Annotated in this window: 16 protein-coding genes; 5 read left to right on the top strand and 11 right to left on the bottom strand. The window is 70.9% G+C overall.

The features are described from left to right. A partial coding sequence (locus IFU30_RS17645) for a hypothetical protein (protein WP_192006417.1) occupies positions 1-555 on the bottom strand: 555 nt, incomplete at its 3' end. A 522-nt stretch (positions 556-1,077) separates the two neighbouring features. Here IFU30_RS17645 and IFU30_RS17640 point away from each other — a divergent pair. The 3 genes from IFU30_RS17640 to IFU30_RS17630 all read left to right on the top strand — a co-directional run bounded on the left by IFU30_RS17640 (position 1,078) and on the right by IFU30_RS17630 (position 2,943). Further along, positions 1,078-1,413, top strand: a complete 336-nt coding sequence (locus tag IFU30_RS17640; protein ID WP_192006415.1) for a nuclear transport factor 2 family protein — start codon at positions 1,078-1,080, stop codon at positions 1,411-1,413. Between the two features lie 134 nt (positions 1,414-1,547). Beyond that, a complete protein-coding gene (locus tag IFU30_RS17635) occupies positions 1,548-2,150 on the top strand; it encodes a hypothetical protein (RefSeq protein ID WP_192006413.1) in 603 nt (200 codons plus the stop codon). Positions 2,151-2,292: 142 nt separating this feature from the next. After that, entirely contained in the window at positions 2,293-2,943 is a 651-nt protein-coding gene (locus IFU30_RS17630) for a GntR family transcriptional regulator (RefSeq protein WP_124767670.1), read from the top strand. A 78-nt stretch (positions 2,944-3,021) separates the two neighbouring features. Here IFU30_RS17630 and IFU30_RS17625 read toward each other — a convergent pair whose 3' ends face one another. The 5 genes from IFU30_RS17625 to IFU30_RS17605 form a co-directional block, all read right to left on the bottom strand. Then, positions 3,022-4,272 carry an amino acid permease gene (locus IFU30_RS17625; RefSeq protein ID WP_192006411.1) on the bottom strand — a complete coding sequence of 417 codons (1,251 nt, stop codon included), beginning with the start codon at positions 4,270-4,272 and terminating at the stop codon, positions 3,022-3,024. A 43-nt stretch (positions 4,273-4,315) separates the two neighbouring features. Beyond that, a complete protein-coding gene (locus IFU30_RS17620; RefSeq protein WP_124767668.1) occupies positions 4,316-6,316 on the bottom strand; it encodes an ABC1 kinase family protein in 2,001 nt (666 codons plus the stop codon). A 160-nt stretch (positions 6,317-6,476) separates the two neighbouring features. Then, on the bottom strand, positions 6,477-7,466 hold the full coding sequence (locus tag IFU30_RS17615; protein WP_192006409.1) for a hypothetical protein: 990 nt from the start codon (positions 7,464-7,466) through the stop codon (positions 6,477-6,479). A 45-nt stretch (positions 7,467-7,511) separates the two neighbouring features. Then, complete coding sequence (locus tag IFU30_RS17610; protein WP_342450892.1) at positions 7,512-8,738, bottom strand: MFS transporter; 1,227 nt, start codon at positions 8,736-8,738, stop codon at positions 7,512-7,514. Then, positions 8,735-9,760, bottom strand: a complete 1,026-nt coding sequence (locus IFU30_RS17605) for a zinc-dependent alcohol dehydrogenase family protein (protein WP_192006406.1) — start codon at positions 9,758-9,760, stop codon at positions 8,735-8,737. Before IFU30_RS17605 ends, IFU30_RS17610 begins: the two co-directional genes overlap by 4 nt. Before the next feature lie 128 nt (positions 9,761-9,888). Between IFU30_RS17605 and IFU30_RS17600 the strand changes: the two genes are divergently transcribed. Together IFU30_RS17600 and IFU30_RS17595 are read left to right on the top strand one after the other, a co-directional pair. Next, positions 9,889-10,821: a helix-turn-helix domain-containing protein gene (locus IFU30_RS17600; protein WP_192006404.1), complete on the top strand. Its 933-nt coding sequence runs from the start codon at positions 9,889-9,891 to the stop codon at positions 10,819-10,821. Continuing rightward, entirely contained in the window at positions 10,821-11,543 is a 723-nt protein-coding gene (locus IFU30_RS17595; protein WP_159876247.1) for an SDR family NAD(P)-dependent oxidoreductase, read from the top strand. The genes IFU30_RS17600 and IFU30_RS17595 overlap by 1 nt, the downstream gene beginning before the upstream one ends. 9 nt (positions 11,544-11,552) lie before the next feature. Here IFU30_RS17595 and IFU30_RS17590 read toward each other — a convergent pair whose 3' ends face one another. The 5 genes from IFU30_RS17590 to IFU30_RS17570 are packed head-to-tail and all read right to left on the bottom strand — an operon-like array spanning position 11,553 to position 16,742. After that, positions 11,553-12,422, bottom strand: coding sequence for a MurR/RpiR family transcriptional regulator (locus tag IFU30_RS17590; RefSeq protein WP_191942058.1), 870 nt, complete (start codon positions 12,420-12,422; stop codon positions 11,553-11,555). Further along, positions 12,412-13,410, bottom strand: a complete 999-nt coding sequence (gene murQ, locus IFU30_RS17585; protein ID WP_192006402.1) for an N-acetylmuramic acid 6-phosphate etherase — start codon at positions 13,408-13,410, stop codon at positions 12,412-12,414. Before murQ ends, IFU30_RS17590 begins: the two co-directional genes overlap by 11 nt. Then, positions 13,394-14,335 carry an N-acetylglucosamine kinase gene (locus IFU30_RS17580; protein WP_192006400.1) on the bottom strand — a complete coding sequence of 314 codons (942 nt, stop codon included), beginning with the start codon at positions 14,333-14,335 and terminating at the stop codon, positions 13,394-13,396. The genes murQ and IFU30_RS17580 overlap by 17 nt, the downstream gene beginning before the upstream one ends. Next, on the bottom strand, positions 14,332-15,903 hold the full coding sequence (locus IFU30_RS20120) for a glycoside hydrolase family 3 protein (protein WP_197977609.1): 1,572 nt from the start codon (positions 15,901-15,903) through the stop codon (positions 14,332-14,334). The genes IFU30_RS17580 and IFU30_RS20120 overlap by 4 nt, the downstream gene beginning before the upstream one ends. Next, positions 15,900-16,742 (bottom strand): carbohydrate ABC transporter permease, encoded by an 843-nt coding sequence (locus IFU30_RS17570; protein ID WP_079706980.1) that lies wholly within the window; start codon positions 16,740-16,742, stop codon positions 15,900-15,902. The genes IFU30_RS20120 and IFU30_RS17570 overlap by 4 nt, the downstream gene beginning before the upstream one ends. Positions 16,743-16,807: the final 65 nt, after the last annotated feature.

Below are 16,807 nucleotides of genomic sequence, written 5' to 3'. Positions count from 1 at the left end.
GACCGCGGCACCATCGACGCTGAGGGGTGCCGACGGGCTGCCGAGGGCAGCGGATGCGTCACCATCCGTGGTGGCCGAGGAGGATGACCCGCTGGGTCCGTCGGCCTGGGCGGTTGTGGCGTCGGAACCGGGTGTCGGTTCGAGGGCGGCGGCGACCGTGGGGAACGGGCACTCCTCCAACTCGCCGAGCAGCCCGCGCGGCTGCGTGATCGCAGCACCGACCTCCGCGATCGCCGCGCCGCGGGCGCGTGCCACCCGCCACCGCTCGGACACCATGACGCCCGGGTTGGCGTAACCGGCGGCGCGCACGAGCGTGCCATCGCGGCGGGAAGGCGACGGCCGCAACGCGATTGCACCGGTGGCGCGGGCGGCGAGGACCTCGACCGCGTGCTGCACGGCACCGAGTTCGTCGAGGACCCGGAGGACCGCCTCGTCGTTCATGTTCTCGAGCTGCTCCGCGACACCCGAGCCCGGACGGATCGCATCGAGCGCGCCCTGCCAGACCGCATCGAACCCGGCCGCGGCGGCGAGCGGGTTCGGTGCGGTGCTGGTCATGGATCCATCCAAACACGGACCACTGACATTCGAACGCGCACCGAATCAGCCCCTGATCTGGGTATTTATCCGACAGTTGATGCTTCCTCGGGGCGCCCTTCGACAAGCTCAGGGACCGGCCGTGACGCGGTCGCCGAGCCGGTCGAGGTGCGGTGAGGGAGGTTGCTCGGGGGTCCTTCGACAAGCTCAGGGAACAGGTCTCCGCGGTTGTCGAGGCGTGGGGCGTGAGGGATCAGCAGGCCCGTCGCCGAGTTGGAGAACGGACGTCCGATGGCTGGCCTGACGCCAGGCCCGCGGGACAGGTGCTCGGGCGCGGGGGTGGCGGGAAGGTTGCTCGTGGGTCCTTCGACAGGCTCACGGAGCGAGGCTCCGCGGTTGTCGAAGAGCGTTGCGGGAGGTTCAAGCTGGCCCCGCGACCGGCGCAGGGATCGAAACGCCGGCAGTCGGTCCCCGAATGTATCGAGGGCCCCACGCGAACACCTTCCCCGACCGCAGCGCCAGGCCCGCGCGTAGGATCACCGCATGCGTTCATCGGCGATCGATACGGTTCAGGCGTTCATGCGGGCGTTCCGAGAGCAGGATCGGGCTGCTGCCGAGGCGCTCATGCACGCGGACTTCGTCTTCACGAGCCCGCAGGACGATCACCTCGACCGCGCTGCCTGGCTCGAACGCTGCTTTCCGAGCGCCGACCACTTCGACACCCCCGGCATGACGCTCCAGATCGTCGAGACCGACGGCATCGTCCTCCACCGCTACGAGTACGTGGTGCACGGGAAGACGTACCGCAATATGGAGGCGACTCGCGTCGTCGACGGCACTGTCCGGGAGGTCGAGGTCTACTTCGGCGGCGCCGTCTGAGCGACTGCAGCGCGAGCGCCCGTCGCCGGTTCTGCGAGAAGGCCGCCCGGCACATTTCTGGAGCCCGACCGCGTCACCCGCGACCGGCCACCCGGCGACGAATCGCACCAGGGCGCGTCTGGCAGAATTGAGTCATGCGCATCAGTTCTCGTCGAACGACCCTGGCCGCTGCTCTCACGGTCGCTGCCATCGCCCTCACCGGTTGCTCCACCGGCTCCTCGTCGGAAGCAGGCCGATCCTCCGCCTCGCCGACGCCGTCGGTGTCGCAGCCGCCGAGCACGCCGCTCCAGGAGCAGACGCTCACCGACGACGTCGACGGTACGAAGGTGACCGCCCTCGCGATCGTCGACGACTTCCCGGCGCCTGCCGGCACCACCGACGGCCTGCGTCCGATGCTCGTGCAGGTCCGACTCGAAGCCGGCGACGAGTACGGCGGCAGCGTCTTCCCGTACCGGGTCTCCGTCACCACCCGCGCCGTCAACCTCGACTACGTGACGCTCGGCCTCGGAACGCCCGAAGAGCTGAAGGCCCCGATGGCGTCCGCCGGCTACTCGCTCCTCCAGGCGACACCGGCCGGTGAGACGGCGACCGGCTGGATCGGCGCCTGGGTGCGCACCGATGAGACCGAGTTCGACCTCGTCTACGACCGCCCCGAGGGCAAGGTCATCGGCGGCAGTAAGAGCGGCGAGGTCGTGCCGCCGAGCCGCGACATCGTCCCGCTGATCCCTCAGGACTAGCCGCCTGCGGGAGGGCGTCCCGGCGATGTCCGCGCGGAGACCCCGCCCGTCAGGTGTCGTCGAATCTCCCGTCAACCCCGGGTGGATCCGCTGATATTCGGTACGCTGATGGCATAGCATTCGCCGACGAAGGAGAACCCGCATGCCCGTGCCCTCAGCCAACCCGCCCGTCGAGCGTCGTTCACTCCGCGAGGTCGCCGTCGAGCGCATCCGCACGGCCATCTTCGACGGCACCCTCGAGCCCGGCGAGCACCTCAACGACGGCGAACTGCAGTCCTGGCTCGGGATCTCCCGCACGCCGATCCGCGAGGCCCTCAACGACCTCGCCCGCGTCGGCCTCATCGAGATGGCCGCACAGCGGTACACCCGCGTCGCCCTGCCCGACCCGGCGCAGCGCACCGAGGTCATGCAGACGCTGGGCGCGATGCTCGGCGGTGTCGTCCGCGTCACCGTCCCCGGCCTCGGCGCGACGCAGAAGAAGGCGCTCGTCCGCTCGATCAACCAGGTGATCGTGGTCGTCGAGCAGCGCGACATCGCCGAGCACGGGCGACTCAGCTGGGAGCTCTTCGACGCGTTCATCGCCGCCTGCCCGAACGCCACGCTCGTCGCGGCGACCAAGGACATCATCGACGGCCTCACCTACCGGTCCTCCGCGACGCGCACCGAGGAGAACACCGACTGGGCTGCCAAGGAGCAGGGCTACCCGGCGCTCCGCGAGGCGGTCGAGGCCGGCGACGCGATCGCCGCCGAGCTGGCCGTCGAGAACATCTTCCGGCTCTCCGCGCAGCTGTAGCCGGTCGACCCTTCGACACGCGGATCCCGAGCGTGTCGAAGGGCAGGGACCGATTTCGGTCACCGAGCCTGACCCCGGTCACCGAGCTTGTCGAGGTGCCAGCATCGCCCGCCCGGCAAAGCCGAGGAGCACGACCACCGTGCCCACGATGACCGACGTCGGCGGCAGCGTGAACATGAGGACCACGCAACCGACGGCGCCGAACACGCTCACCGCCCGCGGGTACCGTCGGTGCTCGCGCGTCTGGCGGTACGCCGCGACGTTGGCGACCACGTAGTAGAGCAGGACGCCGAACGAGGAGAACCCGATCGCGCTCCGGAGGTCGACGAGCAGGACGAGGACGATGACGACCGCCCCGATGAGCAGTTCCGCGCGGTAGGGGGTCGCGAAGCGCGGGTGCACCGCGTCGAGGGCGCGCGGCAGGTCGCCGGTCCTCGCCATCGCGAAGGCGGTCCGGCCGATGCCCGCGAACACCGCGAGCAGTGCTCCGAGACAAGCCGCCGCCGCACCGAGTCGCACCAGCGTCGCAGCCCACGGCCACCCGTTCGTCTCCACCACCGCGGCCAACGGTCGCGCACTGGACGCGAGGCCGTCCGCGCCGAGCGTGAGCAGCGACACGATCGCGACGGCCGCGTAGACGACCACGGCGACGGCGAAGGCGATCCCGATTGCGCGGGGGATCGTCTTGGCCGGATCGCGGACCTCCTCGCCGAGGGTCGCGATCCGCGCGTACCCGGCGAAGGCGAAGAACAGCAGCCCCGCCGACTGCAGTACGGCGAGCGGGCTGGCGTCGAACCCGAGCGACGCGACCCCCGTCGAACCGGCCCCCGGCCCGACGAGGCCTGAACCGACGACCACGGCGAGGACCAGCAGGACAGCCACCACGATCACCCGGGTCGCGGTCGCGGTGCGGGTGACCCCGAGACAGTTGGTCACGACCACCAGGGCGACCGCGAGCGCGGCGACCGGACGACTCCACTCGGCCGGTGCCGCATACGCGGCGAAAGCGACCGCCATGGCTGCGGCGCTCGCAGTCTTGCCCACCACGAAGCTCCATCCGGCGGCGAATCCCCACCACGGCCCGATGAGTTCGCGGCCGTAGAGGTAGGTGCCGCCAGCCGAGGGGAGTTGTGCGGCGAGCTGCGCGGAGGACATCGCGTTGCAGCAGGCGACGACCGCGGCGATCACGAGCCCGATCAGGAGTCCCGCGCCGGCGACCTGCGCCGCCGGCTGGAACACCGCGAAGACGCCGGCGCCCATCATCGAGCCCAGGCCGATGAACACCGCGGCGCTCGTGCCCAGGCGTCGCTGCAGTCGGGGCTCGCTCACCCGATCACGGTAGCGCCGTCAGGTGAACAGTGGGGTGCTCCGGTCACCGACCCCTGCGGACGACGGTCTGCCGCAGGACGCGCAGCAGCCCCAGGAAGCCGAGGAACCCGATGAACGCTGCGATGAGATCGAACACCCGTAGGCCGCCGGGGAGGACCGGGCCGGCACCGGTGACGACGAGGACCACGGCGATCACCAGGGCGGCGATCGAGATCAGGGTTCCGACGATCTCAGCGGTCACGCCCTCCACGAGCCCCTTCGCCGGTTCATCGGCGAAGCCCTTCAGCGTCACGCCGACGGTCCCGTCCTCGAGTCCGGACAGCAGCGAGTCCAGTCGACGCGGGAGGTTGCGGGCCAACGCGGCGGTGACGGCGGCCTGCGCCTGCAGGGTGACCGCCGTCTGCCGGATGGACTGCGAGCGGCGGAGGAGCCGCGGGACCATCGGGAGGGCCTGTTCGAACATGTCGAAGTCGGGGTCGAGTGCTTTGAGGCACCCTTCGAGGGTCGCGAAGCTCCGGAACGCGGCGGCGAGGTCGCCGGGAAGCGCGATGTGGTGCTGCCGGATGACGTCGAGGAGTCGGCTGAAGATCGAGCCGTCGCCACCCGGGCGGTGGCGCTCGGTCGTGATGACGATGCCCACGTCGTGGCGGAGGGCGTCGAGGTCGGCGTCCTCAGGCAGGTCGACGATGAGCAGGAGGGCGTCGGTCGCCGCGATGTCGTCCTCGCTGACGGTCGCGAGCATGACCGCGGTGAGTCGCTGCCGCTGGCTGCGCTCGATGACGCCGACGGCCCCGAAGTCGATCAGCCCGAGCGATCCGTCCTCTCGCAGGATGACGTTGCCCGGGTGGAGGTCGGCGTGGAAGACCCCGTGCACGAGGATCTGTTCGAGCACGACCTCCATGAGGCCGGTCGCGAGGGTCTCGCGTTCCTCCTTCGGGATGGTCGCAATGCGGTCCCGTGCTCGACTGAGCGGCAACCCGTCGACGAGGTCCATGGTGAGCAGGCGGGCGCCGGAGGCCGCCGGATAGACGCGCGGCACCGTGATCCGGACGCCCTCGTCGCGCTCCTCGCGACGCTTCAAGGTGCTGCGGATCATCTCCACGTTGCGGGCTTCGATCCGGTAGTCGAGTTCTTCGAGCAGCGTCGAGGTGAAGGCCCGCGCGACGGAGGCGAGGCGGAGGTCCTGCCCGAACTTGGTGTGCGTCTCAGCGCGCTCGGCGAGGCGGACGACGATGTCGGCGTCGGCCTCGACCTGCACCCGGGCGGCCGGTCGCTGGACTTTCACGACCACGGGGGTACCGTCGAGCAGCTCAGCGGTGTGCACCTGCGCGACGGACGCGGCCGCGAGCGGTTCGGAGTCGATCGACGCGAACACGGTGTCGATGGGAGCACCGAGTTCCGTCTCGATGACGACCTGGACCTCGTGCCAGGGCAGCGTGGTCGCTTCGGACTGCAGCGACGCGAGGGCGCTGAGGTACGGCTCGGGGACCAGGTCGCGTCTCGTCGAGAGCACCTGTCCGAGCTTCACGAAGGTGACGCCCGAGTCGTTGATCGTTGCGATGATCGCGTTGGCGCGCTGCTCACTCGTGGTGAGTTCGAGTTGGACGCGGGATCGGCCGTGCACGAGCCAGCCCGCGCCGTGCCGTGACGCGATGGTGAGGATCTGCAGGTATCGCCTCGTCCGTCGCCGTCGTTTGATCGCCGAGCGGACGACGTCGATCGGGTTCATCAGCGGCCGTGTCGGGATGATGACCTCGATGGCGACGAGGACACCGAGGCCGAGCGCGAAGATCCAACCGATCGCGAGCAGCGCCACGGCGATCGCTGCGAAGGCCGCTCGAGCATCTCCGGCCTCACCAGGCTGGACCAGGCCGGTCTGTTGCAGCAGCCAGTTCACGAACGGTGGGCCGGTGACGAACACGACGAGCCCGACGAGGATGCTGCGCGGCCATCCGACCGGGGCGTCGAGCACCCGCCGCGCGGCAAATCCGAGGAGCAGCGCCGACACGACCGCCAGGACGATGGTGAGTGCGTCAGTCAGCATCCGGCATCCCCTCGTGGGTCGAGCGGTCGTCTCGCCCCGCCCGCCAGCGTATCCGGCCCGGCTGAGCGAGCGCGAGCGCTGATGCGCTCGGCGAGAGTGCGCAAGACGCTCTCAAACGCGGCCTGAGCGGACGTCTTCTGCGCTCTCGGTGGGTGGGCCGTCACCCGAGGGCGTCGCGTTGTCGGATGAGTTCCCGCAGTTGCTCGTCACGGCGGTCGGCGTCCGCCCGTCCCACCGCGCGCAGTGAGGAGTCGTACACGGATGCCGCTTGCTCCGTCGTGCAGTCGAGTACGGCCGCGATGCGCGCAATCGACTCGTTCTCCGACATCGTGCTCCCGATCACGTCAGCGATCGCGGCCCAGGAGCGACGGGCGTCGACACGCACACGCTCGTCGTCGATCTGTCGGTCGAGCGCTCGGCGCTCACTCGCGGCATCTGGTCGGTGGCGGTTCCGTTTGGCGACCTGACGCGCGATCATCTCCGCGGTCAGCTCGACCCGGAGCGGCTCGGCGAGACGGAGCCCGAGTTCGACGACCACGACGTGGAGGTCGCACGGCCCTTGTCGGAGCTCCGTCGGGGTCGCGCGGTCCTGCACATGCACGGGGATCCGAGCGTACTCACCTGGTTCGAGTGGGACCGCGCGTTGCTGCGCAGAACTCATCCAGGCGAAGCCGAATGTGACCTCGCCCGGTTCCGTGAGCGCTCCGATGGCGTGGAAAGAATCACCCTCCGGAGACCAACGAGAGTGACCGAGGTTCACGACGTCGATGACGAGCTGCATCGGGTCGGCGATCTCCTCCACGAACGACGGCCAGCGCAGCACCAAGCCCTGTCGCCGCTCGGCCCGGCTCGGGCGCACGACCAACGTGTCCGGGTGCACGCGCACCACCGGAGGCCGCTCTCCCGGATGCACCTGTGCCACGCGCCAGGTCCGGTGGTCCGCGTCGACCGGCGAACCGAGATACACCGCACCGCTCTCCAACCGGCGGAGCACCCGCCAACCAGCCGGCGGTGACCCGGCGGTGGTGGTCTCGTCGACGCCACAGGCCAGTTCGTCCGCCAGCTCCGAGAGTGTCGTGCCGTCGCCGGTGAGTGCGTCGCCGTCGACCTCGAGGTCCCCGATCCGCGGTGCGTCGTCCATGGAAGCCATGCCCGATGGTCTCACGCGACCGCCGCCACCGGCTCGGCCTCCGCGTCACCCCGCGGCGAAGGCCGACCGGCGTCCCACGGCCGTGACCAGCAGCGCAGCGAGTCCGAGGGCGATCATGACGACCGGGAGGATCAGGCCGTCGAAGGTGCCGAGGAGGAGTGCGCCGAGGACACCGCCCGCGAAGATCGCGAGGTTGAACGCGACGGGCAGGAAGGAGTTTGCGACGTCCGACTGCTCGCGTCCCGATCGGGTGAGCGCCGACTGCAGCTGGGCGGAGGAGCCACCGAACGCCAGCCCCCACAGGACAGTCGCAATGAGGACGGCGACGATCGAGACGTGGCCGAGCAGGAGCAGCGCGCCCGCCGCGACGAACATCGCGACGCTCCCGTGGAGCAGCGCGCGCGGAGCCCGATCGATGAGCACCGCCGTGAGACCGATGCCCGCGATGGATGCGACACCGTAGACGAGCAGCACGAGATCGGCCCCGAGCCCGGTGCCCGAAGCCCGAAGGAACGGCGAGATGTAGGTGTAGACGGTGTTGTGAGCCAGCATCCAGACGACGATCACCGCCAGGACGACCGCGACACCGGGCAGGACGAGCACCTGTCGGAGCGGGAGCCGTGCCGAGCGAGGCTGCCCTGCCGCGTCGGGTACGAACACAGCGATGGACACGAGCACGACGAGCGCGAGCACCGTGAGTCCTCCGAACGCCCAGCGCCAGTCGAACGCGGTGCCCAGCCAGGCGCCGAGCGGTGTCCCGAGTGCCAGCCCGGCGGGCGCTCCGACGGACACGATCGACAGTGCGAGGCCTCCACGGTCGGGCGGACTGATGCGACGTCCGTAGGCGGCGAGCATGCCCCAGACCACCCCGCAGAACGCACCGGCGACGAACCGCGACACCAGCGCGACGACGACGTCCCCCGCGACTGCGGTCGCGGTGTTCGCGAGGATCAGCCCGACGATCGCGCCGAGGAGGAGTGGCTTGCGACGCATGCCACGGGTGAGGGCGAGCGCCGGGACCGTCACGATCACGGTCCCGAGCGCCCATACGCTGATGAACTGACCGATCAGGCCCTCGCTCGTGTCGAGATCCCGGGCGATGACCGGGAGGAGCCCGGCCGGCATCGTCTCCGCGGCCACGAGGACGAACCCCATCGCGGCGAGGGCCGCCAGCGCGAACCAGGGCATCCGGGTGGGCGTCCCGGCTGCGGGGAGGGTCGACGCCCCGACCGGCGCGTCGGGCGTCGAGGTGATCGGTGCGGCGCGGCTCACAGCGTCAACAGCACCTTGATCGCACGGCGCTCGTCCATGGCCCGGTACCCCTCGGCGGCGTCCTCGAGTGGCAGCGTGAGGTCGAAGACCTTCCCCGGGTCGATCCTCCGCTCCCAGATCATCCGGATGAGCTCGGGGAGGAACCGTCGCACCGGCGCCGGCCCACCGTGCAGGTGCACCTCGGCGAAGAAGAGCTCGTCGAGCGGCAGCGAGACACCCTCGTGGGCGACGCCGACGAAGCCGACGTGGCCGCCACCGCGAGTGGAGCGGATCGCCTGCAGCATGGACTCCTCGGTGCCGACCGCCTCGATGACGCTGTGCGCGCCGAGACCTCCGGTCAGCTCCTTGATCCGTGCGACACCCTCGGCGCCGCGCTCCTCGACGATGTCGGTCGCACCGAACTCACGGGCGAGCGCCTGCCGGTCGGCGTGACGCGACATCGCGATGATGCGTTCCGCCCCGAGCTCCCGGGCCGCGAGGACGCCCATGAGCCCGACGGCCCCGTCACCGACGACCACGACCGTCTTCCCCGGCCCCACCTCGGCGGCGACCGCGGCGAACCAGCCCGTCCCGAGCACGTCGGACGCGGCGAGCAGCGAGGGGATGAGCTCCGCGTCCGGCTGCCCCGGCGTCGCCACGAGTGTGCCGTCAGCGTGGGGGATGCGGGCGAGTTGCGCCTGCGTGCCCGCGGCGACCGACACGAACTCGGCGTGCACGCACTTCGACTGGTACCCCGCCTGACAGATCTCACAGGTGTTGTCGGAGGTCACGAAGGAGCCCACGACGAAGTCGCCGACGGCGACCGTCCGCACGTCCTCGCCGACCTGCTCGACGACACCGACGTACTCGTGCCCCATGTTCGTGTGGTCGACGGGCTCGACCCCGCGGTACGGCCACAGGTCGGACCCGCAGATGCAGGTCGCCGTGAGCCGGATGACGGCGTCGGTCGGGTCGACGATGACGGGGTCCGGACGGTCCTCGACCCGGACGTCGCCGGGCGAATGCATGACGACTGCGCGCATGTGTGCTCCTTCTGTCGGGTGGTGCAGGCGACCAGTCAACGCCCCGGGCGACGCGGGAGGGAGTCCCGCCTGAGAGGTGTACCGAGAGGGCACCTGTCGGCTCGCCTCGAGGACGTATCGTCGGAGGCATGGACGATCGAGCAGACGTACGCGAGTTCCTCATGACGCGTCGGGCACGGCTGACCCCGGAACTCGCCGGCTTGACCGCGGGCCCCAACCGACGGGTGGCCGGGCTGCGGCGATCCGAGGTGGCGGCGCTCGCCGGGGTCAGTGTCGAGTACTACGCGAAGCTGGAGCGCGGGGCCATCGCCGGAGCGTCGTCGACCGTCCTCGACGCCATCGCCCGTGCGCTGCAGCTCGACGAGGCGGAACGCACCCACCTGTTCGACCTCGCCCGCGCGGCCGACGGCGTCCCGCTCTCCGGTCGACCGCGTCGCCGGGCGGCCAAGAACCCCGCGACCCGGCCGAGCCTGCACTGGATGCTCGACGCGATCACCGACGGCATCGCCTTCGTCCGCAACACCCACCAGGACCTCCTCGCCACCAACGAGCTCGGGCGCGCGTTCTACTCACCGGTCATCGGCGACGGCGGGCGCACCCCGAACCTCGCCCGGTTCCAGTTCCTCGACCCGGCCTCCCGGGACTTCTACCCCGACTGGGACGTCTTCGCCGAGATGTGCGTGTCGGTCATGCGTGCCGAGGCCGGCCGGGACCCGCACGACAAGGGACTGCACGACCTCGTCGGTGAGCTGTCGACCCGGAGCGACGCCTTCCGCACCCTCTGGGGAGCGCACAACGTGCGCACCCACGGCACGGGAACGAAGCGGTTCAACCACCCGATCGTCGGCGAGATGACCTTCGCCTACGAGGAGCTCGCGATCACGGCCGACCCAGGCCACGTCGTGCTCGTCTACACGGCGGAGCCCGGCTCACCGTCCGCCGAGCGTCTGCAGTTGCTCGCGAACTGGGCGGCGTCCCAGCGGGAGGCGGAGCAGCGTGACGCTGCGGCGGTCACGAACCAGCCCGACACCAGCGAGGCCGGACGGGCAGGGGGTCGCTGATGGCGCGCATCCTCGTGACCGGTGCCGCCGTCGGCCTGGGGCTCGGTGCAGCGACCGAGCTGGTCGAGCACGGGCACGAGGTGCTCGTCCATGCCCGGAGCCTCGCCCGAGCCGACGAGGTCCGGCTGCTCGACGAGCCCTCCGCGCACCTCGTCACCGGTGACCTCGCCACCCTCGACGGCGTCCAGGAGCTCGCGGAGCAGGTCGCAGCTGCCGGTCCCGTGGACGCGATCATCCACAACGCCGGCGTCCTCGACGGAGCGGCCGTCCTACCGGTCAACGTGGTCGCGCCCTACCTGCTGAGCGCCCTCGTCCCCGCGCGGCGACTCGTGTTCCTCAGCAGCAGCATGCACCGCGGCGGTACCGCGACGCTCGACGGTCTCGACTGGTCGGGTTCCACGAGGACGGCGAGCTACTCCGACAGCAAACTCCTCGTGACCGTCCTCGCGGCGGCCATCGCGCGAGTGCGTCCCGGGGTGTTCAGCAACGCGGTCGACCCGGGGTGGGTCCCGACACGGATGGGCGGCCCGAACGCGCCCGACGACCTGGAACTCGGGCACCGGACCCAGGTGGCGCTCGCCGAAGGGCGCGGCGCCGACACCTCCGGCTACTGGCACCACCAGCGACGCGAGGAGCCGCACCGCGCGGTCCGCGACGAGGCGTTCCAGGACGAGCTGCTACTCGCCCTCGCCGAGCACACGGGCGTCTCGCTGCTGCCGTGATCTCCGAACTCAGGTGTCGATGCGGTGGTCCTGGATCGACTCGTAGGTGACGCGGAGCGACTCCGCCGCGGCGTCGTAGCGACGCTGGGCGACGCGGATGAAGAGCAGGTCGACGAGCGCGAGCTGGGCGATGCGCGAGGACATCGCACCCGAGCGGTATCGGCTCTCCCTCGCCTGCGTCGCGAGGACGAGGTCGCACCGGCCGGCGATGGGGGAGTCGGGGAAGTTCGTGATGCACACGGTCGTCGCGCCGGCGGCCCGCGCGAGCTGCATCGCCTGCTCGGTCTCGACCGTGAGCCCGGAGTGCGAGATGCCGATGGCGACCCCACCGGGCCCGAGGAGGGCGGCCGAGGGCAGTGCGAGGTGGGCGTCGACGAAGGTGTTGGCCGGCATGCCGATCCGGTAGAGCTTCTGGTGGAGATCCTGCGCCGTGAGGTTCGAGGACCCGAAGCCGATGATGTCGATCCGTGGGGCGACGAGGAGGGCGTCGACGACCGCGTCCAGAGCGTCGCGGTCGAGCGAGCGGGCGGTGAGCTCGATCGCCTGCACCTCCTGGTACGCGACCTTCGCGACGACCGTCTCCACCGAGTCGTCCGGGTCGATGTCGGCGTCGTCGACCTCGAACCGGTCACGCTCCGCCTGCTCGCGACTCGTGGAGGTCGCGACGGCCACCCGGAACTCCCGGTAGCCGGTGTACCCGATGGTCTGACAGAACCGCGCGACGGTCGCCTGCGAGGTGCCGCACGCCTTCGCGAGTTCGGTGATGGTCAACTCGACGACGAGCGAGGGGGTGCCGATGATGGTCTCGGCGACGCGCGTCTCGGCGGCGCTCAGGCGAGGGATCGCCTGGCGGAGCACGAGCAGCGCGTCAGTGGACATCCGGTGCGGCCCCCGTCGGGTCTTCGACGGCGTGCGCTGCGATGGCCGCGCTGAGGGAGCCGTCGCCACCACGGAGGCGGGCGACTGCTTCATCTGCGGCGATGCCGGTCACGAGGACGAGGATAGCGGCCTTCACCCAGCCGTCCACGGATGCGAGCGTCTTCGCGGCCGTGGCGGCGTCGACGTCGGTCGCCAACATCACCGTGCGTTCCGCCCGCGCCCGGAGCTTCTCGTTCGTGGTGAGGAGGTCGACCATGAGGTTCCGGTACGTCTTCCCGAGCCGCACCATCGTGATCGTCGACAGCATGTTCAGCACGAGCTTCTGCGCCGTCCCCGCCTTCAGTCGGGTCGATCCCGTGAGGAGCTCCGGACCGACGACCGCCTCGATGCCGATGTCCGCGTCCCGGGCGAGTGGGGAGCCGGCGTTGCACGACAGGCCGATGGTGATCGCACCGATCGAGCGCGCGAACTCGAGCGCGCCCAGGACGTAGGGCGTGCGACCGGATGCGGAGACACCCACGACGGCGTCGTCCGCGGTGATCGACAGCGATTCCAGATCCGCCCGACCGAGGTCGTCGCGGTCCTCGGCGTTCTCCACCGCCTGCTGGATGGCGCCCGGACCACCCGCGATGAGCCCGACGATGAGGCCGGGGTCGGTCCCGAACGTGGGTGGCGCCTCGCTCGCGTCGAGGATGCCCATCCGTCCGGCGGTCCCGGCGCCCAGGTAGACGAGTCGTCCGCCCCGGCGGAGGCGCTCGACGATCGCTTCGACGGCCTCGGCGATCTCGGGTTCGACGGCCGCGATGGCGTCGGGGACGGAACGGTTGTCCTCGTTCATCGCGGCGACGAGTTCCCGCGTGGAGAGGGCGTCGAGGTCGGGGTGTCGCTCGTTCACCTGCTCCGTCGAGAGGGTGGCGAGCTCCGCGCGGATGCGGTCCCGCTCGGGTTCAGCGGCCCCGGTCGAGGCGCTCTCACGCTGCGTGGACATCGTCGCGCACGACCCTTCCGTCGTAGGAGATCGCGGTGTCGAGAGCGACGAGTCTGGCTCCGTCGAGCGCGTCACCGCGGGGTGCGACGAGGTCGACGCCGATCTCGTGCATGGCCGTCGCGAGATGTGCGGCGACGTAGGGGTGGGAGGCGATCCCGCCGACGACGCACACGGCGCCCGTGCCGGCGGCGGCGGCGCTCACGGCGAGGTGGGCGCAGGCGGCGTCGACGATGTCCGCGGCGACGGCGTCGCCCTCCTCGGCTCGGATGATGACCGTGGGCGCGAAGGTGCCGAGTTGGCGGGCCGGTGCTCCGGTGCTGGAGACCCAGCGGGGGAGCGCGGGGATCGACCCGATGAGCGCCTCGGCGTCGGCGAGCAAGGTGGTCGCGGGGCCGCGCCCGTCGAAGGCACGCATGCACGCCTCGAGGCCCTGCTGCCCGATCCACCGACCGCTGCCCTCGTCTCCGAGCCAGGGACCCCAACCGTCGATCTGCTTCACGGAGCCGTCGGCGTCGACGTCGAACACGACGGATCCGGTGCCGGCGATGAGTACCGTGCCGGGACCACCGGCGAAGGCGCCGGCGTGGGCTGCCAGGGCGTCGTTCACGACGGCGATCGTCGCTCCGAGCGCCAGACGCAGTTCGGCGGTGAACGCGGCGACCTCGTGCGGTGCCGCCTCCACCCCGGCGGCACCGATCCCGACGTGCTGCACCGCGGCGAGGAGGTCGGCCGGGAGGTGCGCGACCGTCTCGAGGACTGCGCGGGCCGACAGCTCTGCACCCTCGTGGTCGGCGAGCCCCGGTGCCCCGTGGCCGCGGGCCTCCGCGAAGACGGTCAGGTCGTCGTCGGATCCGCTCGTGATACGGGCGCGGCAGGAGGTCTTCCCGAGATCGATGGCGAGGACGGGTGCTGCGAGGTGGTTCATGATCCGTTCCGGTGGTGCTGGTCGTACTGATGGCGCATCGGCGCCGCGGTGGAGGCCGCGGTGAGGAGTTCGGTGACCCGGTCGGCGGACGCCCGGGAGGCCGCGAGCGTGTCGATCACCGGCAGGGGCAGGACGGCGTCCTCGGAGATCGGCAGCCCGACGCTCACGACGACGGCGTCCGGGCGGACCAGCGCGACGCGGTCCACCGCGAGCCGCTGCGGGGTGTCGTCGCCGAGACGGTCCGAGAGGAGGACGACCCCGTCGTCGGCGGGGATCGTCGCGAGCAGGAGGGTCAGCTCATCGGAGGCGGGCGCCTCGGCCTGCGGATCCGGTGTCCGGAGGCTCGGGCCGGCAGCGAGCCGGGTGACGTCGAACCGTTCGGCGAGTGACTCGGCGAACGGATCGTGGGCCGAGGCGACGGCGAACGTCGGTCGGTCGCGGAGGTCGACGAGGGTGATCGCCGAGGCCGTGATGGCGACGTCGCCCCGGACGCGCACGACCCGCCGGATGGCGTCGGAGAAGCGCCCTTCGACAAGCTCAGGGACCGGGGAAGGGCTGACGGACCGCGCGAGCCACGCCACACGGGCGGCCGCGCGCTCGACGATCGCTCGATCGAGCTCGCCGTCGGCGACTGCGGCGCAGACCGCCTCGAACACCTCGAGGTAGTCGTCCTCGTCGGTCGTCGCGCCCTGCTTCGGCCCGAGGTTGGACGGGTTGCCGATGCAGAGCAGGTCGACGCCGGCCTCGAGGGCGAGGACAGCGCCGCGTCCTGAGCCGGTGGTGGACCGGATGGCGGCCATGTCGAGCGCGTCGGAGATGATCACGCCGTCGAAGCCGCTTTCGCGCAGCCGACGGAGGGGGATCGGGTTGAGCGTCGCCGGGGCGTCACCGAACGCCGGGACGACGATGTGGGCGGTCATGACACTCGCGACGCCGGCGGCGATCGCCGCGTCGAACGGTGGCAGGTGCTCGGCTTCGAGCTCCGCCAGGTCCAGGTCGATGCGGGGCAGATCCAGGTGCGAGTCACTCGCCGTGTCGCCGTGTCCGGGGTAGTGCTTGACGCAGGCGGCGACCCCGCCGGTCTGCAGACCGTCGACCATCGCGGAGACGTGGCGGGAGACGAGCTCGGCGGTGGGGCCGAACGAGCGCACCCCGATGACCGGGTTCGCGGGGTTGGTGTTCACATCGGCGACGGGCGCGAGGGCGACGTTCGCCCCGGCGGCGTGGAGCCGCTCGGCGAGTGCCGCACCCACCGCGCGCGTCGTCTCGACGTCGTCGAGTGCACCGAGCTGCGCATGCCCGGGCAGGGTGGAGCCCGTCTGCGCCTCGAGGCGGGAGACGTTGCCGCCCTCCTCGTCGACGCCGATGAGGATCTCGGGCCTGTGGTCGCGGAGTTCGGCCGACAGTGCCGCGACCTCCGCGGGGTCCGAGGAGAGGTTCTGCCCGAAGTACACGACGCCCGCGAGGCCGCCGTCCAGCTCGCGCAGCAGCCAGTCCGGGGCGGTCCGGCCGAGGAAGCCCGGCCAGAGGACGCCCCGGACGAGCCGCGCGACGTCGGGGTCGATCATCCCTTCACCGCTCCGGACACCAGTCCGCCGGAGAGGCGGCGCTGCACGAGGATGAAGAAGATCATGACCGGGATCGTGATGATGGTCGACGCCGCCATGACCGAACCCCAGTCGTTGGAGTTCAGACCGAAGAACTGCTTGAGGCCGATGGCCACCGTGTAGTTCTCCGTCGAGCCGCCGAGCAGGGTCATCGCGAAGATGAACTCGTTCCAGGCCGTGATGAAGCTGAACACACTCGTCGCGACGAGGCCGGGGGCCACGAGCGGGAGCATGATCGAGCGGAACATTCGCCACCAGCTGGCGCCGTCGAGGAACGCCGCCTCTTCGAGCTCCACGGGCACCGCCGCGACGAAGCCGCGCAGCATCCAGATGCCGAACGGCAGTGCGAGCGCGACGTACACGATGATGAGTCCGAGCAGCGTGTTGAGCAGCTGCAGGTCGCGGATCTGCACGAACAGCGGGATCACGAGCGCCTCGAGCGGCACCATCTGCACGACGAGGATCATGAGCAGCACCGCGGTGCGGAACTTGAACCGGAAGCGGGCGACCGCGACCGACGCCAGGAGCGCGACGGCGGCGGAGATGAGCACCGTCGCACCGGCGACGATCGCGGAGTTGCGGAGGAAGACCGCGAACCCGCCGTCGGTCAGGACCGACTCGAAGTTCGTGAACGACAACTCCTTCGGGAAGAAGGACTGGCCGCCGCTCGACGCCTGCGCGTCGAACGCGCTCGACAGCATCCAGTACGCCGGGAACAGCGTGAACACGAGCAGGAGGGTGACGAGGATCGCCTTGACGGTGTTCGAGCGGATCTTCCGACCGCTCGCCTTCCGGTGCATCGGGACCTGCGGCTTGGTGGACCGGTCGGTGCCCGGTCCTTCAGCCGGTCGACGGGCGGCGGTGG

The sequence above is a fragment of the Plantibacter sp. CFBP 8798 genome, from assembly GCF_014841195.1.
GTDB classification, from domain to species: domain Bacteria; phylum Actinomycetota; class Actinomycetes; order Actinomycetales; family Microbacteriaceae; genus Plantibacter; species Plantibacter auratus.
Note: the sequence above shows the minus strand (reverse complement) of the source record. Positions and strands in the feature narration are given on the sequence as shown.

Bases quoted from the DNA above. Each gene is read 5' to 3' on its own strand.
- IFU30_RS17640 (WP_192006415.1), top strand. From the start codon at position 1,078: ATGCGTTCATCGGCGATCGATACGGTTCAGGCGTTCATGCGGGCGTTC.
- IFU30_RS17635 (WP_192006413.1), top strand. From the start codon at position 1,548: ATGCGCATCAGTTCTCGTCGAACGACCCTGGCCGCTGCTCTCACGGTC.
- IFU30_RS17630 (WP_124767670.1), top strand. From the start codon at position 2,293: ATGCCCGTGCCCTCAGCCAACCCGCCCGTCGAGCGTCGTTCACTCCGC.
- IFU30_RS17620 (WP_124767668.1), bottom strand. From the start codon at position 6,316: ATGCTGACTGACGCACTCACCATCGTCCTGGCGGTCGTGTCGGCGCTG.
- IFU30_RS17615 (WP_192006409.1), bottom strand. From the start codon at position 7,466: ATGGCTTCCATGGACGACGCACCGCGGATCGGGGACCTCGAGGTCGAC.
- IFU30_RS17605 (WP_192006406.1), bottom strand. From the start codon at position 9,760: ATGCGCGCAGTCGTCATGCATTCGCCCGGCGACGTCCGGGTCGAGGAC.
- IFU30_RS17600 (WP_192006404.1), top strand. From the start codon at position 9,889: ATGGACGATCGAGCAGACGTACGCGAGTTCCTCATGACGCGTCGGGCA.
- IFU30_RS17595 (WP_159876247.1), top strand. From the start codon at position 10,821: ATGGCGCGCATCCTCGTGACCGGTGCCGCCGTCGGCCTGGGGCTCGGT.
- IFU30_RS17590 (WP_191942058.1), bottom strand. From the start codon at position 12,422: ATGTCCACTGACGCGCTGCTCGTGCTCCGCCAGGCGATCCCTCGCCTG.
- murQ (WP_192006402.1), bottom strand. From the start codon at position 13,410: ATGTCCACGCAGCGTGAGAGCGCCTCGACCGGGGCCGCTGAACCCGAG.
- IFU30_RS17580 (WP_192006400.1), bottom strand. From the start codon at position 14,335: ATGAACCACCTCGCAGCACCCGTCCTCGCCATCGATCTCGGGAAGACC.
- IFU30_RS20120 (WP_197977609.1), bottom strand. From the start codon at position 15,903: ATGATCGACCCCGACGTCGCGCGGCTCGTCCGGGGCGTCCTCTGGCCG.
- IFU30_RS17570 (WP_079706980.1), bottom strand. From the start codon at position 16,742: ATGCACCGGAAGGCGAGCGGTCGGAAGATCCGCTCGAACACCGTCAAG.